19 protein-coding genes are annotated in these 23259 nt (G+C 60.0%); 5 read left to right on the top strand and 14 right to left on the bottom strand.

The features are described 5' to 3' along the window. Positions 1 to 4: 4 nt before the first annotated feature. Genes EAH78_RS01695 through EAH78_RS01655 form a run of 9 tightly spaced genes read right to left on the bottom strand, consistent with a single transcriptional unit; the run spans position 5 to position 14444 of the window. Entirely contained in the window at positions 5 to 739 is a 735-nt protein-coding gene (locus tag EAH78_RS01695; protein WP_140664701.1) for a hypothetical protein, read from the bottom strand. A gap of 33 nt (positions 740 to 772) precedes the next feature. Continuing rightward, positions 773 to 2317, bottom strand: coding sequence for an SUMF1/EgtB/PvdO family nonheme iron enzyme (locus EAH78_RS01690; RefSeq protein ID WP_140664698.1), 1545 nt, complete (start codon positions 2315 to 2317; stop codon positions 773 to 775). Continuing rightward, a complete protein-coding gene (locus tag EAH78_RS01685; protein ID WP_140664695.1) occupies positions 2307 to 3530 on the bottom strand; it encodes an ABC transporter permease in 1224 nt (407 codons plus the stop codon). The genes EAH78_RS01690 and EAH78_RS01685 overlap by 11 nt, the downstream gene beginning before the upstream one ends. After that, positions 3514 to 4215: an ABC transporter ATP-binding protein gene (locus EAH78_RS01680; RefSeq protein WP_140664690.1), complete on the bottom strand. Its 702-nt coding sequence runs from the start codon at positions 4213 to 4215 to the stop codon at positions 3514 to 3516. The genes EAH78_RS01685 and EAH78_RS01680 overlap by 17 nt, the downstream gene beginning before the upstream one ends. Before the next feature lie 10 nt (positions 4216 to 4225). Next, entirely contained in the window at positions 4226 to 6217 is a 1992-nt protein-coding gene (locus EAH78_RS01675; RefSeq protein WP_170219097.1) for a vWA domain-containing protein, read from the bottom strand. Beyond that, positions 6217 to 7260, bottom strand: a complete 1044-nt coding sequence (locus EAH78_RS01670; RefSeq protein ID WP_140664687.1) for a hypothetical protein — start codon at positions 7258 to 7260, stop codon at positions 6217 to 6219. Before EAH78_RS01670 ends, EAH78_RS01675 begins: the two co-directional genes overlap by 1 nt. A 3-nt stretch (positions 7261 to 7263) precedes the next feature. Further along, positions 7264 to 9987: a putative virulence factor gene (locus tag EAH78_RS01665; RefSeq protein WP_140664682.1), complete on the bottom strand. Its 2724-nt coding sequence runs from the start codon at positions 9985 to 9987 to the stop codon at positions 7264 to 7266. Continuing rightward, positions 9984 to 13049, bottom strand: a complete 3066-nt coding sequence (locus EAH78_RS01660) for a virulence factor SrfB (protein WP_140664678.1) — start codon at positions 13047 to 13049, stop codon at positions 9984 to 9986. The genes EAH78_RS01665 and EAH78_RS01660 overlap by 4 nt, the downstream gene beginning before the upstream one ends. A gap of 6 nt (positions 13050 to 13055) precedes the next feature. Continuing rightward, positions 13056 to 14444, bottom strand: coding sequence for an SrfA family protein (locus EAH78_RS01655; protein ID WP_140664675.1), 1389 nt, complete (start codon positions 14442 to 14444; stop codon positions 13056 to 13058). 265 nt (positions 14445 to 14709) lie between these two features. On the opposite strand from EAH78_RS01655, the gene EAH78_RS01650 reads away from it, so the two are divergent. After that, entirely contained in the window at positions 14710 to 15921 is a 1212-nt protein-coding gene (locus tag EAH78_RS01650; protein WP_140664671.1) for an aldose 1-epimerase family protein, read from the top strand. 6 nt (positions 15922 to 15927) lie between these two features. Here the strand turns inward: EAH78_RS01650 and EAH78_RS01645 are convergent, their stop codons facing one another. From EAH78_RS01645 to EAH78_RS01630, 5 genes are all read right to left on the bottom strand, one after another. Beyond that, complete coding sequence (locus tag EAH78_RS01645) at positions 15928 to 17421, bottom strand: YifB family Mg chelatase-like AAA ATPase (protein ID WP_140664668.1); 1494 nt, start codon at positions 17419 to 17421, stop codon at positions 15928 to 15930. 402 nt (positions 17422 to 17823) lie between these two features. Continuing rightward, on the bottom strand, positions 17824 to 17994 hold the full coding sequence (locus tag EAH78_RS32265) for a hypothetical protein (protein ID WP_170219091.1): 171 nt from the start codon (positions 17992 to 17994) through the stop codon (positions 17824 to 17826). 34 nt (positions 17995 to 18028) lie between these two features. After that, positions 18029 to 18487, bottom strand: a complete 459-nt coding sequence (locus tag EAH78_RS01640; protein WP_318191042.1) for a GNAT family N-acetyltransferase — start codon at positions 18485 to 18487, stop codon at positions 18029 to 18031. A 281-nt stretch (positions 18488 to 18768) separates the two neighbouring features. After that, complete coding sequence (locus EAH78_RS01635; RefSeq protein WP_140665621.1) at positions 18769 to 19290, bottom strand: BRO-N domain-containing protein; 522 nt, start codon at positions 19288 to 19290, stop codon at positions 18769 to 18771. Between the two features lie 434 nt (positions 19291 to 19724). Further along, positions 19725 to 19985, bottom strand: coding sequence for an accessory factor UbiK family protein (locus EAH78_RS01630; RefSeq protein ID WP_140664662.1), 261 nt, complete (start codon positions 19983 to 19985; stop codon positions 19725 to 19727). A gap of 420 nt (positions 19986 to 20405) precedes the next feature. Here EAH78_RS01630 and glnK point away from each other — a divergent pair, with 420 nt between their 5' ends. From glnK to sutA, 4 genes are all read left to right on the top strand, one after another. Beyond that, the gene (gene glnK / locus EAH78_RS01625) at positions 20406 to 20744 is read left to right on the top strand and encodes a P-II family nitrogen regulator (RefSeq protein WP_002555808.1); all 339 of its coding nucleotides are present in this window, start codon (positions 20406 to 20408) and stop codon (positions 20742 to 20744) included. Positions 20745 to 20780: 36 nt separating this feature from the next. Continuing rightward, on the top strand, positions 20781 to 22118 hold the full coding sequence (locus tag EAH78_RS01620) for an ammonium transporter (protein ID WP_027926392.1): 1338 nt from the start codon (positions 20781 to 20783) through the stop codon (positions 22116 to 22118). A gap of 213 nt (positions 22119 to 22331) precedes the next feature. Then, positions 22332 to 22757 (top strand): secondary thiamine-phosphate synthase enzyme YjbQ, encoded by a 426-nt coding sequence (locus EAH78_RS01610; RefSeq protein WP_111448318.1) that lies wholly within the window; start codon positions 22332 to 22334, stop codon positions 22755 to 22757. Positions 22758 to 22860: 103 nt separating this feature from the next. Then, a complete protein-coding gene (sutA, locus tag EAH78_RS01605) occupies positions 22861 to 23184 on the top strand; it encodes a transcriptional regulator SutA (protein ID WP_140664659.1) in 324 nt (107 codons plus the stop codon). Positions 23185 to 23259: the final 75 nt, after the last annotated feature.

The raw sequence follows: 23259 nt of genomic DNA, 5'->3' as shown, positions 1-23259 counted from the left end.
GTGCTTAGCCCAGGGTGATAGCGGAGCGTTGGCTGTACAGACCGTCGACTTCCTTCTGCAGGGCGGCGACTTTCTGGTTCAGTTTCATGATGTTCATGTCCACCTGCTTGATCTCGGCACCGGTGGCACCTTGTGCACGCTCGGCGTCTGCCACTTTGGTGTACTCGGTGACTTTGTTACGCATGTTGCCGAGGTCTTTACGCAGGCGCGCGATGTTCGAATCAATCTCGGCGATTTGCACCTGAGCCTTGGCCTTGTCGACTTTCTTGTTGGCAATGTCCTTTTTGATCTGGGCGATTTGCGCCTGGTCGTCATTGATCACTTGCTGAGCGGTCGCGGTACGGGCGATCACGTTCTGGGTGTCTTGTTCGACGTCGCTGTTCATTTTAGCCAGGCGGGTGGTGGTGTCGGCGTATTCGCTGCGACGCTGATCCAGATAGTAGTTCGCGCCCATGGCCACGCCACACGCGGTAATACCGGCGGCGACGGCGCACACGGCTTTGTTGTTGCTGTTGGACAGCGCGCAGGCGAGGATGCCGACACCGGCGCCCATGGCGCAGGCCTGGTAGCCGGACTTGCTGAAGAACTCTGCGTCCTGGCCTTGGGTCAGGCGTGGGTCAGCGCCGCCGCTGTCGCCGAGCATGGAGCTACCGGTGTTGGCGCAACCGCTCAGCAGCAGGCTGCCGGCCAGTACGAAAGCGATCTGTAGCTTGAAGCGAGTCCAAAGGCTGCGCGACATGGTGAAACTCCTGATGACGGTGTTGACGTATTGTTATTGAGTAACGGCTTTGCAGCTGCTCAGCCAGGCTTCAGTGTCGATCTTCTGTTTTTGCAGGAACGCTTTCTGATTGGCCCAGTGGGTGCGCAAGTAAGGTTTCAGGTCTTGCAGCTGTTTGTTGCGGGTGATGATTTCTTCCATCACCGGGACCTGTGTTTCAAGCAGTGGCTGGCCGTACAGGGTCGCCGATTCCACCAGGCTGCTGGCGTAGTATCGGCTGAGCTTGTGCAGGCGGTCCTTCTGCTCGTCGAGCTTGGTTTTACGCATGTCGCAGCTCGCGTCTTTGTCCGCGCTTTCGCAATTGAGCTTGTAGTTCTTTTGCAGGAAGTCCACGTACTGGCCGTCGTCGAGCATCTTGGTGCACAAGAATGCGCCCAGATTGAGGCTGGCGCGAATCGCCTGGTCGCGGGTTTCTTCCTGCTGCTGGTTGCTGGCGCGCAACTGGTTCTCCAGGGCCTTGAGTTTTTCCTTGAGCGCTTTGTCTTCGACACCCGAGGCCAGGCTGTTCAGCGATTGCACCGTGCCTTTGTCGGCGGATTCGGTTTCCTTGCTGCCGGTGCCGAGTTTCTTCCAGCTGGATTCGATGCTGGCGACGCGTTCGCGTGACGTCAAGGTCGGCGAGACCAGCACCAGACGCAGGCCGGTGGTTTTGTTTTTCACCTGGCCATCAGCGTTGTAGTACGGCTCTTCCTTGCGCAATGCGGTGCGCAGGTCGGCCTGAGCGGTCAAGTAGTTGCCGCCACGCACCACGTAACCGCCGGCCTGACCGTGCTGGCGGTCGAGTTTGTTCAGGCGAAACGGCTCGAACATCATTTCGTCGACGTTACCGAGCATGTCGTGCAGGCCCAGCGGATTGGGCTTTTGCAGACCAGACAACTGCACTTTGCCGTTGGACGATTGCGCTCCGGCGAACCACTCGTAGGCATTGATACCGTCCGGCATCGGGTAGTTCGTATCGCGGAATTCAGCGGCGCTGACTTCCAGCCCGCCGCGTGCGGCGAACTCCCACTCGACTTCAGTCGGCAGGCGCAAGAAGCCCTGCGCGCCGTCTTCCTTGGGCAACTTGTCGGCCGCGTTTTTGCGCAGCCACAGGTTGTACTTGTCAGCGGCTTCGATGGCTTGCACCCAGCTCACCGCCGTTTGCGGCACGCGCAGTTTGGTGGCGGCGGTGGGGCAGGTGGCTTCGGTCAGCGCGGCGTATTGCAGCTGACTCATCTCGTACTTGGCCATCAGGTAGTAGCGGGATTTGTCGTTCTTGGCTCCCGTGAAACTGCCGGCGATGAACGTCGGTCGGGTCTGTTCGACGTAGCCGTATTCCGCGCCGTCCTGACCGATGTTGATCGGGTAGTCATCGAGCGGCCCGGCGACCGGGATGAACACCTTGCGAAACACCATCGAGCCTTCGCAAGGCATCGGCAGCACCACGTCGGCGGCGTCCGGCATCGGGTTGTAAAACTTCTCTTCCCAGCCCGCCGCCGAGGCGTCGAGCAAATAGCCGAGGCTCAGGGGCAACAGCAAGCCAAAACGTTTATAGCTCACGCAGACTCTCCGCAGGTTGGATGTTGATGGCTCGCAGGGCGCCGATCACGGCCACCAATGCGGCGACCAGAAAGGTCAGGAGCAGGGCGGCAACGCCGTGCCAGACGGTGATGCGGCAAACGAAGGTGCCGGTGGCCTGGCTGCTGCCGAGCAAGTAGTCGAACAAATGGCTGCCGACAGCATAAAACCCCAGCCCGCCGATGTAACCGGCCAGGCTCAGTATCAGCGCTTGCAGGACCACAAAACCGCCGACGGCCCGGCGCTTGAACCCCAGCAGGCGCAGGACCGCGAGGCTTTTACGCTTGCGGTCGATGTTGGCCAGGAACGCGCCGACCATCGACGCCACGCAGCCGATCAGCGCCGCCATGGCGATCACGCCGAAGATCAGCCCCAGCACATGGTTGATGGCTTTGACGTTGTCGATGTCGGCCAGCCGGCTCGACGTTTCGATGTGTTGTTCGTTGAGCCAATGCTCCAGCGGTGCGACTTGATCGATGTCGCGCGCATACACGCGGGCACGGGCGTACAGCGGTTGCAGGTTGCCTAGCGGCTTGCCGGTGGCGACGCCAAACGCACTGACCTGATAGCCGTCGCGAAAGTGCTCCAGATCCAGCAGTAGCGGCGGGGCGACAAACCCGGCAGCGCGGCCGAAGCGGGCACCGTCTAGCACGGCCAGTACCGTCAGCGTCATCTCGCCACGTTCATTGACCCCGTCCAGACGACGCAACGCCCGCAACTGCACGCTGTCGCCAACCTTGGCCTGCAAGCGTTGCGCGGCGCTCGCGCTGAGGATCACTTGGTTGCCGACAGGGGTAAGCGCCGCCAGGTTCAGTTGTGGGTCGCCAGGTTCCGTGGCGATGATTTCCGCACCTTCGACAAAGCGTTGCATGCCGATCAACAGGTCGGCCTGGGTATTGAGCGAGCGCGTCTGGCCGAGGGCAAAACCGGTTTCGGGGCGCAGGCGCAAACGCTCGATCCAGGCGGTGTCGTAGTTGCCGTTGCTGAGCATCTTCACTTCGAGGTTGCGCGGGTCACGCAGCAGTTCGTCCTGCAACTGGCTGACCACCCCGTGCTTGAGCCCGAACAGCAGCAACAGCGGCGCAATCACCGCCACCAGGGACGCGGCGATGCACAGCGAGACCTTGCGGTCGTGCCAGAGGTCTTGCAGCGCCAGTGAGCCCAGCAGGCGCAAGCGATCAGTCCATCGGTTCAAACAGTGTTTCTCCCTGACGGTTGATAGCGCCGAGTCGCGGCAAGCCGAAATCCTTTAGCAAGGCCCAGTCATGGGACACAACGAGCGCACTCAAACCCATGCTCGACACCAGGCTCAGCAGCAACTCGAACAAACGCCGGGCGCTGAGCGGGTCGAGCGCGGCGGTCGGTTCATCGGCCAACAGCAGCAGCGGTTCATGGGCAATCGCCCGAACGCAGGCGACGCGCTGGCGTTCGCCAATCGACAAGGCCTGCGGTTGTTTATCCAGCAACCCTTGCAGGCGCAACACGTCGACGGCGTGGTCGATGTGCTCGCTCTTCGCCGACATCCCGAGCAAACGGCGCGGCAGGCTGATGTTGTCGCGCACGCTCAGGAATGGCAGCAAGCCGCCGCTCTGCAAAATGAAGCCCAAGTGCCGTGAACGCACCGCTGCAAGCGCCGGCTGGTCGTCGGTCGCCAGCAGGTGGGCGATGTCCTGAGCCTGCGTAGCGCCCAAGCGAAAGCGCTCGAGTTCCACCGGTGCGAGCAACAGGCCGATGGCTTCGAGCAAGGTGCTTTTGCCGCTGCCGCTCTCGCCGGTGATGGCGAGGATTTCCCCGGCACCGACCTGCAAGTTCGGCAGACGCACATGATGAGCCTGTGCGCCTTCACCACGGCGCACCAGCAGGTTCTTAATATCGAGCATCAGCGTCTCGTTAGGGCATCATTTCCAGTGGCACGGGGTACACGTTGTCCCGCGCATCGCTGTCCTTGGCCAACGCCACCCAACGATCGACATCGGCGTTGTAACGCTGGTAATGCCGCAGTTTGGTGTTCAGCGTGCGGATGAATTTCTCCTGCGCCAGACCGTCCCAGCTCTTCCAGGTCTCTTCATCCAGGTTCAGCACTTCGCTCTGGTAGGGCAGGTCTTCGAGGTATTCGCCGAGCACGCCCATGTCCGCCAGTTTGGCGTTGCTGTTTTGCTTGAGCTGATTGGGATCGGCGCCCATGGTCGCTGCCACTGTGCGCAGGCGATCGAACATTTCCGTTGGCGAAATCAGGCCTTCGTTGGCGGCATCGAGGATTTTTTTCATCACGTCGCTCAAGTCGCTGAGCTGTGACTTGGTCAACAGCACCCGCACATCGGTGGTCGGGATGTTTTGCTTGATCAGGTCGCGGTCACTGATCCACGCCTTGAACACCGGCGGGGCCTTGCTGTTGGTCTTCTCGCCGAGATAGGCCAGTTGCATGGCATGGCCGATCAGCGCCGCGTCCTCGAGCATTTTCTTCTCGGCCGGGTCCTGCTTGGCGTTCGCCGCGCTGCCGATGGCGTCTTCGCCCATGTAGGCGGCTTTCACCTGGGTGGTAATCGCGGTGGCCAGTGCGTCGACCTTGCGCCCGAATTCATGCACATCGCCCGCGTTCACCGGGTAGTACAGCGAGGTGTTGGTGCCCGGGTAGGTCGACAGGTTCCGGTACTGCGCCTCGGCCTTGGCGTGGTCCTTGGCCCCGGCCGGGGTTTTCAAGTGCAGGGTGTAAATCGCCACGCCCGGGTTGGCGGCTTCCATACGCACCTGCGCGGCGCTCAAACCGGTCTTCGACAGTTTGTCGTCGCCTTCGATAGCGCCCGCATCGGTGATCAGCACCACGTAGCGCGCGCCGAACTGGCTCCAGTCGACCTTGTCGATGCTCTCCATGACGCCTGCAAACGAGTCTTCATCGAAGCTGCTGCTCGACACGGTGGCCTGTTTGAGGTCGGCGATCTTGGCAAAAAAGTCGGCGCTGTCTTTCACCTTGGTCGGGTCGGCGTACATCTTGGTGGTGTATTCCAGCCCCGGCACCGCCTGGGTGTTGGAGCGGAAAGCGACCATGCCGAACTTGACCTGCTTGCCGAGGTGCTGCGCTTCGATCTGCTGATAAACCTTGCGGATCGCCTCGCGGGTGCGGTCGATGTACGGGTCCATGGAAATCGTCGAGTCGATGACAAACACCACCGCTGCGCTGAATTCCTTCAGTTGGTTGGCGTTTTTGTCCTCGGCTGCCTTGCCGCCGGCTGCGCTGTTGGCGGCACCGCCCTTGGCATTCTTGTCATCCGGTTTGCTGACCGACGCGACGTTGAGCAGGCGCGTGCGGAAACCGCTTTCGGTCATGACTTCTTCGCCACTGAGCACCGGCAGCAGGTAGAACTGCTTTTGCAGGTCGACGAAAAATTCAGGTTCTTCGGCCAGTACACCTGGCGCTTGCTGGCCTTTTTTCAGCGTGGCTCGCAGCGGTGCAACTTTGCTTACCGGGTCCGGCGCATCGAGGATGGCCTCGACGGTGGCGCGGTCCTTGAAGAACAGCATGCGGTCGCGGTTGGCCGGGTTGGTGAAGGCCAGCGTCAGTTGCATCTTCCAGTCGGTGGTGCAGCCGGCCGGCAACCAGCCAATGGTTTTGCCGTAGCTGTCGGGGCCGACTTTCAGCCATTCGGCGTTGTTCGCTTGGGCGCGTTCGTACACGTAAAAGCGCGTGAAAACCGGCTGTTCGTCACCGGCGGCACCGCCCGCCGTCGGGCTGATCTTGCAGCCGGGGGTGGTCAGCACGCGCTGGAACAAGGTTTTTTTACCGGCCTGGATCAGCGGTTTGTCATCGGCCTGGGACAGCGGGCTGATGCACAGCGCCAACAGGGCGGCGCCGCTCAACAGGAATCGACTCAAGGGAGAGCGCATCACTTTTGCAACTCCTCGAAACGCTGCTTGGCTTCGGCGTTGTTCGGGTCCTGGGTGAGGATGGTTTCGTACCAATAGGCGGCGGTGGCGTTGTCCGCGACCGGGAAGCACTCGCTAGCCTTCAGGTATTTAGGGTCGTATTCACGGGCATAAGCGTTGGCGATCAGCGCGTCACCGGCCTGGGCACGGTTGGCGTACAGCCGTTGGGCGACACCGCAGTGTTTGCCGGCCTTGGCCTGGTTAATGATTTCCAGCAACTTGGCACTGTCAGGCGCCGCCTTGATGCAGGTCTGGACGAAGGTCAATTCAGGCAGGCTGTTCATGCTCTCCACGGTACACGCTTGAGCGTCTGCGCCGGCCGGTGTGGCAGCAGGGTTGGCGGCCACCGGGGCAGGCGCCGGGGTGCGTTTGTAGAACCAGAATCCGCCACCCGCGGCCAACAGCAACAGCACGGCAATCAACAGGCCGATCAGGCCTTTGTTGCTTTTCTTCACCGGAGGGGGAGGTGGTGCGTAGTCGGGCTCGTGGGGCACTGACTCCAGTTCCACTTCCGGCTCGGCGGTGGACAGGACCAGTTCAGGCAACTCCGGGATTTCCAGGATTTCCGGTGCTGGTGCTGGTGCTGGTGCACTCGGCGCGGTCAGTTCGGCGCCGCCATACGTCGAGCGCGTCTGGCCGCCGGCCGTGGATGGCAAGACGCCAACGCCTGGGCGAACCACGCCTTTGTCGGAGTGGCCGTGGCTCTGTTCACGCAGTTCGATCTGGAATTGCGAGTTGGCGCCACCTTCCAGCAGCGGGTCCACCACGTCCGGGCCGACCTGAGCTTCCAGGCCGTCACCGCTGGCCGTGACGTTGAAAACCGAGACCTTGAACCAGAAGGGATTGTTGCTCCAGGCCTTGTGGTCCTGGAGGTAAAAACCGTCCTGGTTACGCTGAATGGAAAACTCCAGCTGTTCCTCGCTACCCTGCCATTTCTTCACAGTAAGGCGGGCCTTGCCAGGCACATTGGGCTCTAACGCGAGCAGGTCGACACGAATTGGCATTGCTTATCTCGCTGCGAAGGCTTTAAGCACTTGGCCCAGCCGTTCGTTCTGTTCAGGGGTGATTTCACGTCCGGCACCATGGCCGGCATTGTCTTGCGTGAGGTAGGCCAGGCCCGAGAGCCAGTCGCCGAGATAACGCTGCGCCTGATTCGCCGGTTGCGCCGGCAGCACGGGCACTTGTCCCGGGCTGACGTCGGTATAGAACGAAAACAGGGGCGCCTTGGCACCGGCGCGGCTGTTCGGACGCTCGCTCACCGGCTTCTGCAGGTAGCCGAACCATGACACGAAATCGCGCAGCACACGTTGCACTTCGAACACCTGGCGTTCGACCAGTTGATCGCGCCGCGCGCCGCTTTGTGCACGCTTGAGAACCGCGCGGCTCAGTTGCCCCGGCAAATCCTGTCGATAACCGGCAGTGATCAGTTCGTCGACCACCGCTTCGAGCAAGGCCTTTTCCAGACCGAGCAGATTGAGCAGGCTCTGGCGGGTGGTCAGCTCACGCAAATGCGCAATCCAGGCCTTGAAGGCGGCTTTGGCAAATCGATGCTCGTTGCTTTGCAGCTCGGGCGCGGGAGTGCCGTTTTTGCTGCTGCTGTTGTTGCTGACGGGGGCGTCAGCGCTCGTGTCGTCACCAAAATCGAAATCGAAACCGGTGTCGTTGCCGTACAGGCTCTGGCTCGGTGTCGGAGCGACCGGTTCATCGTCAACGGCCGGCTCGTCATCGGTTTCGTACACGCCGCTGAGGTACAGGTCGCGCACTTCTTCGCTCGGCATGTCGAGTTGATCGATCAGCTCGCCAAGCACCGCAGGGCGACGGCCCAGGCCGGTCAGAATCATCTGCGCCTGGGCCTTCTTGGCGGCAGCGGCACCATCGGCGTCGGCGTGGTACCAGGTGCTCAGGCCGTGAGTGGTCAGGCCTTCGAGGCATTCGCTCAATTGCTCGCGGATGCGCTGCAATTTGAATTCGATGTTGGCCACGCCGGTGAAGCTGCTGCTGAAGTGGCTGATGCCACCGTCATCGTTGCGCAGCATTTCTGCCCAGGCATTGGCCGGGTTCTTGATGTGTTTGCACACCAGGTCGTTACTGGCGAAGCTGCTGCCCAGTGCGTCGACACGTTCCTGATAGATGGCATTGAGGCCGGTTTCCGCACCGCTCGCGTCTTGCTCGATGAACGCCGCGTCCATGCGCGGCTTGCGCACCAGGAAGGTGTTCTGGAACGGGGTGCCGGCCCAGTCGCTCATCCAGCTCAGGCTGCCGAAGCGTTCGAGCATGGTCAGCTTGACCATGCCGTTCCAGCTCTCGTCGTACTGATCCGGCGTCAGGCTCAGGGAGTTGGTGATGCGCAGGTCGAGCATGGTCAGCGCCCAGATCAGACCGGTGTCGCGCTTGCTGCGAGCGGCCGAGTCGGCGCCCTGGGTCTTTTCGATCCAGCGGGTCAGCACCGGGCCCACGTCGTTGACGTCGCTCTGCTTGGTCGAACCGGTGCAAACCACCAGGGCGTTCATTTCCTGGTTGTCGGTGTAGCGCTCGAACAGGTACGCGACCTTGCCCCGCAGGATCAGCTGCGAAACGGAGTTGTCCTTGGTGGCGGATTGCGGGTCGCTGGAATCGGCGATCTCGTGCAGTTTCTTGCGCCCGCGATAACCGGGGAAGTCCAGCAGGTCGACCTGATTGACGATGTCATCCAGCGGCGCTTCGATCAGGCGGAAGGTCATTTCGGCGGTCAACGCTGCCAGTTGCGCGACCGGGATGGCCTGACTGTTTTGCAGGCGACCGTCCATCAGGGGGCGAACCTCGATCGGCAAATCCCGCGGGCTGCCAAAGCGTTCGAGGATGTCGACGTTCATGATGCTGTCGCGCTGGCTGTAGGTGTCGTTTTCGAAACTCACCAATGCCTTCAACGGTGCGAACACGGTCTCAGGCAAGCCCAGTGTGTGGAGGGCGCCGGCCAGTTGCTGGTACACCCGCGTCAGCTCGCGTTGCTCACCCCAGAGGATCGAAAACAGCTCGGCCCGTTCCTGGAAATTCAGGCGTGGCGCCAGTTGCAACGCCTTGGGCCAGTACAGGTGCTCAAGTTTTTTCACCGAGTTGCGGAAGTTGTCGCGCAAGTAATCCCACAGCGACACCAGGTCATCGGCGTTGACGCCGGTTTGCAGCGGTCCGGTTTCGCGGCCTTCGAACGGTTTGAGTACGCGCTGGATGCGCTCTTCGTCGATCTCGTAGGAAATGCGCTCAAGGTCGAAATCCTTGAACCAGGAGTTGGCGAGAATCTTCGCCAGCTCGATTTCCTTGAACAGCGTGAGCTCTACCGGAAACTCATTGTCCTGGCTTTCCGTGGCACGACGGCTGAAGCGCGTCACCAGGCCGGTGGCTTCCTTGCCGCCACCCACCGGGTTGATGTGCTTGATGAAGTCCAGGCGCTGGCCGCCGAAATCGGTTTCCAGTTTGCCGTTCTGACCCGCCGCGAGGGCCGAAATCAGGTAGGACTTGCCGGCCTGGGACAAGCCGAAAAAGCCAATGGTCATCGGCGTGCAGGCCACGCGGCCGAGGCTGTGAGCCAGGTTGCGGGCACGGTGCAGGCGGATGTTCAGGTTGTCGGCTTCGCTGTCCAGGCGCGGTGCGTTGCCGCGCGTCTGGGCAATCCAGTCCAGCGCCTGACCGGCGCCTTCATAAACAGCGGCCCAACTGGCAGAGAGCTGAGTTTGATCGGGGGTCAGGTCATTCATTTGCGTTTCACACTTCCACTGTCGAGCCAGTACTTGGTCTCGCTCAGGCCGGCGTCGAGCATGGTGTTGAGTTCCAGCTCGAGGTCGCTGCGCGGGTTGAAGTTGACGTTGTTACAGTTGGATTCGATGTTGCGAACCGAGAGGCGGTCGCTGACCAGATCCTGCTTGCGGGTGTACTTGTCTGCCGGCTTGACCTCGAACCGTACTTTGAGCAACGGCGCACTGCCGTTTTCACCGATCGCCCGGGAAAATTTCTCCCGACCGGCCTTGGTGAACCGCAAGGTGTACAGCGGCGAGGCGGCCCAGCGGTCAGCGGCCAGTTGGCGGAAACCGAGGCGCAGATCGCCGCGCATTTCCAGCTGTGGCGTGTCGGCGGCGTCGCCCACGCCGATTTCCGGCAGCTTGATTTTGTAGTCTTCGGACTGGATGTCGCGGTACAGCACATCGGCATCCTTGATCACGTTGTTCAGGTCGATCACGCCGATATTCTTGACCGTCGAATACGGCTTGAGCGCCGATGCCCGGAAGTAAAAGTTCGGCACGCTGTGGTTGGCGCACAACAGGCAGAGCATCGCGCCGACCGACGCGGTGCTTTTCGGGTCGTCGATCCGGCCGTTCTTGTGAAACGGATACCAGCCGCCGGTGCGGTAGTTTTGCAGCGCCAGAATGCGTCCCGGTGGCAGCGGCAACACCTTGCGAATGAACGCCTGGATGCCGGGCAGGCGCGAAGGGCGGCCGGTCAGCAGCAGGACGTCGCACGGGTAATGCGCCACCACTTCACACAGCGCACCGAGAATCTTGGTGATGTTGATCTGGTCGTTGAGGAACGCGGCGTGGAGCTTTTGCAGGTCGAAACTGATCGGCGCGGCATACAGGTCGAAACCGCTCTGAGCACCGACATCGCGGCGCACGGCGGCGTTGACGTAGTCGAGCACGGTCTGGCTGATCGCGTTGTCCCCGAGCAATTGGCGATAGCTTTGCGGGGTGACTTCTTGCGGGACCTGCGGATCGTAATGCTCGTACGCCTTGAGCAGCGCCAGGCCCAACGGGACGAACACCTGCAGGTTCAATTGCTGGCGCAGGATCATGTCCTGAGCGCTCACCGATTCGTCGCCACACAGGCGTGACATCAGTGAGTCCGGGGCTTTCACGCCGGCGTTCTGCAAGGCTTTTTCGAAGCTCGGCAGGATGAAGTCCTGAATCACGTCCAGCAGGATGTCGTCGCCGGCCACCTTGAAGCCATCGCGAAAACGCTGCTCGGGCACGATGTGCACGTTACTGCCGCTGCCAGTGTTGCCGGCGCGGTCGAGGCGGTAGTCGGTGATCACCAGGTCGGTGGTGCCGCCGCCGATGTCGATGGTCGCCAGGGTGATGCGTTCGCGGTCGGTCTTGTCAGGCCGGGCGATGGTGTCGAAAAACTCTTCCGGGTGACCGGCAAAATTCTCGTTGACCTCGGTGTACAGGTACACCAACTGGCCGCAGGAGGCTTCGTCCCATTCCACGCGAATGCTCGGGATCGGGGTGCGAGGGCTGACGGCCTGATCCAGATGCGGATCTTCCTCGCCGGCATGCCAGCCGAGGCTTTTCCACACCAGGCCGATGGCTTGCAGCATGCGTTCGTTGAGGATGCTGCGCTCGGCCTGGGGCATGCCCGGCGGCACGGTCAGGGTGATGCTGTTGAGCTGGCGCGGCACGCGGGTGTGACCCTGGCGCGAGCGTTGGGCCGGGCTGTTGATTTGCGACAGCGCCTGGGCCAGCACTTCGGCGAGCATGAAGGTCATCAGCGAGCTGCGCGAGTAACGCGGCATGAACACCGGCAGGCGATCATCTTCTTCGAGGCTGTACAGCGCCTCGCCGGTTTCGTTGATCAGGTGCGAGAACGGCGCGGCGGTGGCGTACGGCTCGCTGTCGGTCTTGATGTACGAACAGTTGAAACGCCAGCCATGGCCGTAGGCGTTTTCGTCCCACAGGTAGCGTTTCGGGCTGGACAGGCCGGTGGAGCCTTCGGTGCCGCGACGACGGCTGGCCAGACGGCTGGCTTCGTTGCCGACGCGGGCAATCGTCGCCCACTGGAACGCATCGTGCCGGCCGCTCTTGACCGAGCAGTGGTCCTTGCCGAAATACGCTTGCGCGAACTCCACGCGGCTTTCGAACGGCAGGTTGTAGGTGTGTTCGGGGGTGATCAGGTCACGCAGTTCCAGCACGTAGTTCTGCTTCAGCCCGGAGCCGGCCTGACCGTGGTTTTCGATCAGGATGCCGCAGGTGCGCGAGTTGCCGACGTCCAGCACCAGGTCCACCGGGATCGGTTTGACCAGGCCATTGCTGTCGTTGGCGACCACTTTCAGCTCGGGGATTTCAACTTTCACCCGGGCCGTCGATTGCTGGGCGGCGGACGGCGTGCTCAACAGGCTGAGCAAATTGAGGTAGTGCGCCAGGTGATAGTTGGCGCGGATATCGGTGTCCAGCTCGGCGCGTGAGCGGTGGGCATTGCCCTCGTTGAACACTTCCAGCAGCCACTCGTTGACCCACGGCTGCGCCAGGAACCAACGGGTTTCGCTGGCCTTGGTCGCCAGTTTGAAAGACACGCCGGAGCTGATGTCTTCTTCGTTTGGCGCCAGGTAAGCGGTGCCGTCACGCTTGGGCATCACACGGCTGTCGAACGCCATCGTCAGGCGGTGGGTGTTGCCGTCAATGTCGGGTGCCGCCAGTTTCACCAGGCGCATGCGCGACCAGTTGGTCGGGCCTTCGTCGAAGCGGTGCGGTGGCATGAAGCGGAAAAACGGGGTCGGCAGCCAGACACCGTCAAGCAATTCGAGGCTGCTTTTCATGTCGACGCTGAACGCAGGTTTGGCTTTCTCGATCTTTTCCGGTTCGGGCTCGTAGAAAAAGAAGTCTTTCTCTTGGTTGTACGCCAGGCGGCAGATCAGCCCGCTGATCATCGGCGCGAATTCACCTGCCGGTTCCTTGCGAGGATCCAGGCGCAGGGCGAAATCCATGAACTGGATGCCGGTGTCGCTGACCAGCGTGACGGTGTCTTCGAATTGGGTGACTTCAGGCAACATGTCAGGTTATTCCGTTTTATCGGCCGCGTGCCGCATGGACATGGGGAATTGATCTTTTCCGTAACCGCCGGTGCAGTCCGCGACCGTGGTCGCCCCTTTGCGGCAGTTGACCTTGGGCATGTCGTAAGTGCTGCCGTCGGCGCACACGGCCTGACCCTGACTGTCGATGGCCAGGCTGCCTCCCTTCATGGTAGCGCTCACTGGCCCGCTGCACTTGGTGCCGTCGGCCTGATGCACGGTGACTTCGCCCTTGCCGTCCTTGAGTTGGTACTCCAGACGCAGTGGTTTGCCGGTCTTGCGATCCTGAATACCGGCCCCGGCGCGGTACTGACCGTCGAGGAACTTGGCGGCACCGTCGGCGGCGTCTGGCGGAATGCTCAGGGGCGGGCCGGGTTTTGCGGCGGCGGGTTTTTCGGCCTCGGGTGATGTGATATCCGGCGGCGCGGTTTTGCTCTCGGGTGGTGCGGTTGGCGATTCGGCTGCCGGATCTGCTGTCGGGTCTTTGGCCGGGTCCTGGGTCACGCCGGCGGTTGCTGCATCAGCTTCGCTACCTTCGACCGCCGGCGCTTCCACGCCATGAGTTCCGGTCACGGCGGTGCCGGTTCCTGTAGTGGAACCCACAACCGTGCCATTCACCGGAACGCCATTCAACGTCGTGACATTGCCAGGCAATTTCGGCTCTTCCAGTTGTTTTTCCACCGGCACGATGCCCTCAGGCAGCAGGTCTACCGCCACCGACGGAATCGGCACGCAACCGCGCAGGCCGAGCAACAGCCACAAAAGCAGCAGCAGGAACGGCAGCAGCAACAGCCACCACCAGCGGCGCCACCATGGACGAGCAACCACCGGCACGACCGGCGCAACAACAGGCGCTTCGACCTCGGGTGGCAGCGTGAACGCGGGCGGAACTTGATAGAGGCTGTGCAGAGGATCGCGATTGTCGGTACCGGCATGCTCGAAACCCCAAAAGGTCAGCACCGGTTTGCCTTGCACCAGGTAGACGAAATTCTCGTCGGGGAAATGAATCACGCGCTTGAGCAACTTGCCGAACACGGCTTTGTCGCCTTGCTGCGGTTCGCCGGATTCAGTGACCAGGAAACGCTGGCTCAATTCCTCGAGCGCAGTTTTCAGCGCTTCAAGTTGGCGGCGGGCAGGGGCGCGTTCCTCTTCGGTCGCACTGCTCCACGGGATCACATCGCCGTCGAGGCCGCTGTACCAGTCGATCTGGTTACCGAGCTCATCGCTTTGAGGGATGGCCAAATGATCGACCAACTCGGGATTTTTGCGGCGAATGGCTTCGCGCAATTGCAAGGCAGCCCGGTAGACTGGTTGACCTGTTTCGCCCAGGGCTATGAATGACCCGCTCTTACCGCTGCGTAATAGTGCCCCGCGCATTCAAACTCCCTATGTTCCGTTGCGCAAAATTGACAGACAAAAACGTCTGCGCTTGCTCCTGCAATTGGCTGGCGACCTTAATGTCATAATGATGTCGCCGTCAATTAGCGGAGGTCCAAAACCGTATGAGACTAGCGTAAGTGTGCACAGGTTGCATGAGGTCAATTTGAATTGACTTGGGAAGGCTCGGGCGTCTGCTTTTTTAAGCTTGCTGAAACGTTTCATCAGCGCTATAAAAATGCACAACTCCAAGAAAGGCTTTCTCATGACTCCCCTCAAAATCGTCGTTGCCTTTGGCGCGCTGTCCGCCTCCCACGCCATGGCTTGGGACTACGTCCTGCTCGACAGCGACAAGGCTGCCCAAAACTGGCAGATCACCAGCCAGCAACTCGGTGTGAAAACCGACAAACCCTTCTCCGTGACCCTTCGAAACCTGCACGGCGGACGGCAAGAGGGCGTCAGCATCGTCGACATTGATAACGGCACGATGAAACTCTCGGTGGTGCCGACCCGCGGGATGAACGTCCTGCAGGCGTCGGTCGGGACTGTGCGCATGGGCTGGGATTCGCCCGTCAAGGACGTGGTCAACCCGTCCTTCATCGAACTCAACGGGCGCGGCGGCCTGGGCTGGCTGGAAGGCTTCAACGAACTGGTCGCCCGCTGCGGCTACGAATGGGTCGGCCATCCCGGCATGGATAACGGCGAACTGCTGACCCTCCATGGCCGCGCCGCCAACATCCCGGCCAGCAAAGTCACCCTGCACATCGATGAGCAACCGCCTTACGCCATCAGCCTGCGTGGCGAACTCAAAGAGCAGGCCTTCAAGAAAGTCGACTTCTCGGTCATGACGGAACTGGTCACCGAGCCCGGCAGCGCTACGTTTGCCCTCAACGACACGCTGACCAACAACGGTGATTATCCGAAGGAATATCAGGCGCTGTACCACAGTAATTTCAGCACCCCATTCCTTGAGCAGGGCGCCCGCTTTGCCGCGCCGGTGAAACAGGTTTCGCCGTTCAATGACAAGGCCAAGGGAGATTTGCCGGATTGGCAGACTTACCGCGCGCCGACCAAGGATTATGACGAGACCGTTTACAACGTTGTGCCTTATGGCGATGCCAAGGGCGACACGTTGACCGTGTTGCATAACAAGGCGGGAAGCCTTGGGGTGTCGGTCGGGTTTAATACCCGGCAGTTGCCGGTTTTTTCATTGTGGAAGAACACCGATACGCAAGGGCAGGGGTATGTGACCGGGTTGGAGCCGGGGACGAGCTTTTCTTACAACCGTCGGTATCAGCGGCCACTGGGTTTGGTGCCGATGATTGGGGTAAAGGAGCAGAAGCAGTTTCAGATCAGGTACAGCTTGCTGGCGGATAAAGGGGCTGTGGATAAGGCGTTGAAGACGGTGAGTGATATTCAGGGTGGGCGGGAGACTGAGATGAGGGCTACGCCGTTGGTGGACATCAGCAAGGAATAGTCTCTGCTAGTTCGATGTTGGCCGGTATTGAAGCGCTTCGGCCAAGTGCTCGCGAGTGATGTTATCGACCTGCTCAAGGTCAGCCAGGGTGCGTGAGACCTTGAGCAGTCGATGGGCCGCTCGCAGTGACAAGGTCAATCGCTCACAGGCTGTTTCCAGCCAGGTCTCGTCGGTTGTGGATAACTTGCAGTGTTGGCGCAGGCCCGGCAGATCAAGGAAAGCGTTCGCGCAGCCCTGGCGTTTTTGTTGTCGCTCTCGTGCGTTGGCGACCAGTACGGCGGCGGTGGCGGTGTCGTCACCGGGCTTCCGCGCAGGGTTCAACGACGTGGCTTCCCGAGCGACGGTCAGGTGCAGGTCTATCCGATCCAGTAGCGGCCCCGACAATTTGTTGCGATAGCGCTGGACCATGTCCGGCGTGCAACTGCATTTGCCACTCGGTTCGCCAAGATATCCACAGGGGCACGGGTTCATCGCTGCGACCAACTGGAATCGCGCCGGAAATCGTACGCGGTCTTTGGCGCGGGAAATTACGATGCAGCCCGACTCCAATGGCTCTCTCAGAACCTCCAATACCTTGCGATCAAACTCCGGGAGTTCATCGAGAAACAGCACGCCATGGTGGGCGAGGGTGATTTCACCGGGTTGAGGTTTCGAACCTCCACCTACAAGTGCGGGTCCTGAGGCGGAGTGGTGGGGTTGGCGAAATGGCCGCTGTGGCCAATGGCTCAAGGGCACGCAACTGGTGACGGATTGAATGGCTGCGACTTCCAGTGCCTCGTTTTCGGCTAGCGGGGGAAGCAGCCCCGGCAACCGGCTCGCCAACAGCGTTTTCCCGGTCCCCGGCGGTCCGCTAAACAGCAGGTTGTGAGCTCCAGCTGCCGCAATCAGCAATGCGCGCTTGGCCGAGAGTTGCCCTTGCACCTCATTCAAGTCTGGATAGGGTTTGCTGGCGTAGAGCAAGCCATTGGAAACGTAGGGTTCAACCGGCGTATGTCCATTGAAGTGCGCAACGGCTTCCAGCAGGTGATCCACGGCAAACACCTTCAACCCCGACGCCAGGCAGGCCTCCTCGGCATTTGCCCGCGGCACCATCAGCGAGCGTCCGGCCTTGCGTGCCGCCAGCGCAGCCGGCAATACGCCTCTCACAGCACGTACCGCGCCTGACAACGCCAACTCCCCCAGGCATTCAATGTCATCCAGGGTCAATGTCGGCACTTGCACGCTGGCTGACAAAATCCCCAAGGCAATCGCCAGATCAAATCGCCCGCCGTCCTTCGGCAAATCCGCCGGGGCGAGATTCAGCGTGATACGCCGCGCCGGGAATTGCAGGCCTGAATTGATGATCGCGCTGCGTACCCGGTCCTTGCTTTCCTTCACGGCCGCTTCGGGCAAACCGACCATGGTCAGCGAAGGTAAACCGTTGGCGAGGTGGACTTCGACGGTAACGGCGGGCGCATCCACACCAATCTGGGCGCGGCTGTGGACGATGGAGAGGGACATGATCGTTCCTTGAGCTTTACGGGAACCGCTTCCTGCGGTTTTTTGAAGAGTAGCCGGGTCGCGTGACGGCACAGGCACCAAACTTTCGCAGGATGTTGCGAGTGTCTTTCTGTTTGGTTGAGCGTAAGCGAGTGTGGAGTACCCACGTAATCAGTCGCAGGATGAGGTTTTTGTAGGACGTTGCCTGGAACAATGAAGGACATCGGCGAAAGCTAAATTGAAGGCGAAAAAAAACCGCCTTGAGTAGGCGGTTTTTTGTTTGCAGGCTTCGGTGAGGCCGAAGCCTGTGCATCCTCAACAGATACACCCACAACGGGAAGCCTATTCAAATTTGATCATTCGGGCAAGCGTCAATAATGATCTGTTGATGGTGGCCGCTAACAGCAACGACGGGGAGTCTAGTCAGACTCGTGTACCTGCAAGCAAGCCATCAGGTTCAAGTTCTTTGCCATATGTTGCCGCCACTTTAAAAAAGCGATGTTGGCTGGTAGAAACGTTTCCCGCTAAACGGAGCGCCTCGGCATGGTACTCAGCGATCATTAACGGCTTCGCTTTTTGCTTTTTGCGTTTCATAGACACCTCGCGTGCCTGGATGAGTGAATTGATCTTATTGGTCGTCTAGTGAAAAGACAAGGCGGTTGGTTTTGTCAAAAATAAATCCAAGTTTTTGATAGTAGGAGATGGCGCCCGGGTCAGGTTCTTGTACCTCAATCTCATCGCAGCCCAGCATCCGCGCATAAAATTCCGTAGCCCTCAATGCAATTGGAGCGATCCAGCCCCGCAAAGGGTGGGTGTTTCTTGTGTGTCCCTGTAAAAGCACAATTTTTATGCAGATAGTGCTTTCACGCGGAGTCGCATAGCACAAGCCACAGAGCTCTTCTTCATACCAGATGGCCAGATCCAGTCCCCTCGCATCCTTTCGCTTCCATTCCGGGATGCATTCCCACGGGTATGGGATCACTTCTTCCCACAGATGACAGGAGTTGATGGCAGCCATGGTGATCGGATCGAGTCTGAGTGCTGAGACGTTGATTCCTGCGGCACGAATGTCAGGATCATAGGACATGGCTTCACTAGTAAGATTTCGAGCATCAGACTTGAATATCTGATTGCGGAGTTCCGTGCCTTTTCCTTTTCTTCTCATCACTTTGTACTGTTGAAATCGAGGCGAAGAAGGTAACGGACTCGGGCGTGGTCACGTAATCAGGCGCAGGAGCTGGCTACTGTAGGACCGTACTTAGATGTATGAAGGACGTCAGAAGCACAGCGTGTGGAATTGGGTTTGGTTATGGAAACGACTACGTTTGGCGTGCGGCAAACGTAGTCAATAGAAGGTGCATTTGAGTGTTAAAACGATTGCAGTATTCGGGAGGCTCGCTTCCACCACGGTGCATTCGCCGCGCGCTGTGGCCGTTCACCCTCTGGAAGCATATGCGGAACATCCTGCAACCGAATCCATGGCTGGTTATTCCAGTGCAGCAAACTCAATGACATCTCAGGCCAGTTCAGCAGACTCAGGATCGGGCGTTCGTTTGTGGGTGAATGCTGTGCGTCCCTCAGGGTGGGGACGACGTCGTGGGTCAGCCATTCACGCAGGGCTCGGTATTCGGGGCAGTAGTGGTAGACCAATAGGGCGTAGACGCCGGATTCGCTGATCAGCAGGGTGTCTTCGATGACGCCGTGGATGAGGACTTGTGCGGACTGATGTTGATCGGGGTCGAGTTTTCGGACGGCGCGTTCGTCGAGGAAAAGGCGGAGCAGTCGGCCGAGGTCGCGGGCGCTGAACCAGGCTTGGTTTTCCAGGAGGAGGGCGTGGAGGTTGAGTTTGTGGCGGGTGAAGACGTGAGGGCTTAGATAGTTTTCATTCATGGTGTAGTTCTCGGGGTCGAGTGAAGAAAACTGCTTCTGATCGTCGCCAAACGAAAAGGGTGGCAGCCATGCGCGGGTTGGCGAACCGGTGACGCCCGAGAACCGGCAGACCCGAAGGTCTCCCACGCATAGCCGCCATAATTCGAGATGGGAATAAATTCCTCGGTCGAATGTGGTCGTTGCGTCGGGGTCTTCCGGGTCGCCAAACCCAGAGCTGATTATTCAGCTGGGATGAGCATAGAAACCGGAGGCATTGCGGCGCAATCAGACGGCGGTGGTTTTCTTGTAGGACGTTGCCGGGATTGTTGCGGCTGAAAGATCAAATGATCACAGCCTGCGGCAACTCCTACAGGTAAATCTGAAGGTCGTTCCGACCTTATCGCGAACAAGCTCGCTCCCACAGTGGATCGGGTTTCACCGTGGGATCGGCAGTGTTACTCAGCCGGTGGATTCAGCTTCGCTTCCAGCTCCGCCACCTTCGCCTCGAGACTCTCCAACCGTGCCCGGGTGCGTGCGAGCACGATCATCTGGCTATCGAATTCTTCCCGGCTGACCAGATCGAGCTTGCTGAAGCCGCTCTGCAGCAACGCCTTGAACTGGCTTTCGATTTCGCTTTTCGGCAACGGGGTTTCGCCGCTGAAGAGGCGGGAGGCGGTGCCCGTCAGGGCGTCGAGGAAGTCTTTGGGCGCGAGCATGGGAAAGGTCCTGGAAACAATGGCGGGCAGTGTATCACGCAGTGTCTATAGTCAATTCCGGCGGGTGGTCGGCGCACGCTTTTCGCGCATGCGGACGGACGGCAGCGCACTGTTGTTGTGCGTTAGTTGCCGGGTAATCGAGGGCGCCGGCTCGTGGTATGGGCCAAGGGATTGAATTCAGTGGGTTTTGGCGAGATGGCAAGCTTTCTGCTTAGTGACTATCAACCCATGCACTGATGCAGTCGCTGTGACGAATGCAGTGCGCCAGGCGAAACGGGGGAAGTGTTTCGTACGGGGTGGTTAGCTGGGGTCGGACGGGCATTCAAGGCCGACGATGCGTTACAAAGCCAGGCACTGCGCTTAGACTTGAGACGGGTTTGTTTTCCTGGGGCAAGTCCACCAATTCGGGAGAGAGTTTTCATGAAGCTAGTCACTGCCATCATCAAGCCGTTCAAACTGGACGACGTGCGCGAGTCGCTGTCCGAGATCGGCGTGCAGGGCATTACCGTTACTGAAGTCAAAGGCTTCGGTCGGCAGAAGGGTCACACCGAGCTGTATCGCGGCGCGGAATACGTGGTCGATTTTCTGCCCAAGGTGAAGATCGATGTCGCCATTGACGACAAGGATCTGGATCGGGTTATCGAGGCGATAACCAAGGCTGCCAACACCGGCAAGATCGGTGACGGCAAGATCTTCGTGGTCAATCTGGAACAGGCGATTCGCATCCGTACCGGCGAAACCGATACCGACGCGATTTAAAGCCGCCACAAACCCAACGCCCCAGGAGAAAACAATATGACTCTGCGTAAATTCGCAGGGCTAGGAGCCCTGTTGTCCCTCGTAATGCCCGGCCTGGCCTTGGCGGCAGACGAAGTGGCGGCCCCAGTCCTTAATTCCGGCGACACCGCCTGGATGATGACCTCGACAGCCCTCGTGCTGTTCATGACCATTCCCGGCCTCGCGCTGTTCTACGGCGGCATGGTTCGGTCAAAAAACATTCTTTCCGTGATGATGCAGTGCTTCGCCATTACCGGTCTGATCAGCGTCCTGTGGGTCATTTATGGCTACAGCATCGCGTTCGACACCACCGGCATGGAACAGGGCGTCATCAATTTCAACTCGTTCTTCGGGAGCCTGAACAAGGCCTTCCTCGCCGGCATCACGCCAGCCAGCCTGACGGGTCCTGCGGCGTTGTTCCCTGAGGCGGTGTTCGTCACCTTCCAGATGACCTTCGCCATCATCACCCCTGCGTTGATCGTCGGTGCCTTCGCCGAGCGGATGAAGTTCTCCGCCATGCTGATCTTCATGGGCGTGTGGTTCACCCTGGTTTACGCACCGATTGCGCACATGGTCTGGTCCGGTAACGGCGGCCTGTTGTGGGACTGGGGCGTGCTCGACTTCGCCGGCGGCACCGTGGTGCACATCAACGCCGGTGTGGCCGGTCTGATTGCCTGCCTGGTTCTGGGCAAGCGCAAAGGCTTCCCGACCACCCCGATGGCCCCGCACAACCTCGGTTACACCTTGATGGGCGCCGCGATGTTGTGGGTCGGCTGGTTCGGTTTCAACGCCGGTTCCGCAGCTGCCGCCAACGGCACCGCCGGCATGGCGATGCTGGTAACCCAGATCGCAACCGCCGCGGCTGCACTGGGCTGGATGTTCGCCGAGTGGATGACTCACGGCAAACCAAGTGCACTGGGTATTGCTTCGGGTGTGGTCGCCGGTCTGGTAGCTATCACTCCGGCCGCTGGCACCGTGGGCCCGATGGGCGCTCTGGTGATCGGCCTGGCAGCGGGCGTGGTGTGCTTCTTCTGCGCCACCACCCTGAAACGCAAACTCGGTTATGACGACTCCCTGGACGCCTTCGGTGTGCACGGTATCGGCGGTATCCTCGGCGCGATCCTGACCGGTGTGTTCGCTGCTCCGTCCCTGGGTGGCTTCGGTACCGTCACCGACATCGCCGCACAAGTCTGGATTCAGTGCAAAGGCGTGGGCTTCACGGTGATCTACACCGCGATCGTCACCTTCATCATTCTCAAGGTCCTGGACGCTGTCATGGGCCTGCGTATCACGGAAGAAGAAGAGGCTGTCGGCATCGACCTGGCACTCCATAACGAACGCGGCTACAACTTGTAAGACGCGCCTAAAAAACTTGCCCGGCTTGCCGGGCATTTTTTTGTCTGGCGTTTGTCAGTGAAGGACCTGCTGAAAGGTTTTTTCGTACACGTTCAGGGGCGTTTACGACGGGCGCTTTTCTGCGGCCAATGGCTTACATGATTGAACGAATATTAGGGCCTTTGTTTTTTCCCAGAGCGCGCTAGAATGCGCCCCGAACGTGCGGAGAACTGTATGTGGCAACAGACTCTGATTACCCTGCGGGCGCGGCCTCGGGGCTTTCATCTGGTAACGGACGAGTTACTCGCCGGCTTGCCTGAACTCAAGGCGTGTCGGGTCGGTCTGTTGCACTTGTGGCTACAGCATACCTCGGCGTCGTTGACCATCAACGAGAACGCCGATCCGGCGGTACGTCGCGACTTCGAACGATTTTTCAATCGTCTGATCCCACAAGGAGCAGACGGCTATGAGCATAACGACGAAGGCCTGGACGACCTCCCGGCGCACTTCAAGGCCAGCGTACTTGGCTGTCAGCTCAGTTTGCCGATCTCGGCAGGCCGACTGGCGCTGGGGACCTGGCAAGGTGTTTATCTGGGCGAGCACCGTGATTTTGGCGGTGCCCGTAAAGTCCTCGCCACCGTGCACGGTGAAGAGGCATGAACCGCTGGTCACCAACGGTTATTGAATTTTTCCGGCAACTGTCGACAGACGGTAAAGCTGGGCTATAACTAATCTGCTTTTCGCAAGAGTCATGAGGTAGAACATGAGCGACGATGATCTGGAAAACGACGACCTCGAAGTAGGCGACGACGAAGAAACCGAAGAAGGTCTGGAAGCAGCGGCCGAAGACGTCGCTGAAGACGACGGTGGTGAAGCGCCCGTTCCGACCGCCAAAGGCAAAGCCAAGGCAGCGGTATCGGTCGATGAGCTGCCGAGTGTCGAAGCCAAGAACAAGGAACGCGATGCTCTCGCGCGGGCCATGGAAGAGTTTTTGGCCAAGGGCGGCAAGGTGCAGGAAGTGGAGGCCAACGTGGTCGCCGATCCTCCCAAGAAGCCTGATAACAAGTACGGCAGCCGGCCTATCTAAGCGTCTGCCCTTGCTTGCTGAAAAAGCCCGCCGTCGCTGCGGGCTTTTTCATGGGTGGTACAAAAGCCTCAAATG

Source organism: Pseudomonas arsenicoxydans (genome assembly GCF_006438915.1).
GTDB lineage: Bacteria > Pseudomonadota > Gammaproteobacteria > Pseudomonadales > Pseudomonadaceae > Aquipseudomonas > Aquipseudomonas arsenicoxydans_A.
This window is presented reverse-complemented; position numbering and strand designations above follow the sequence as displayed.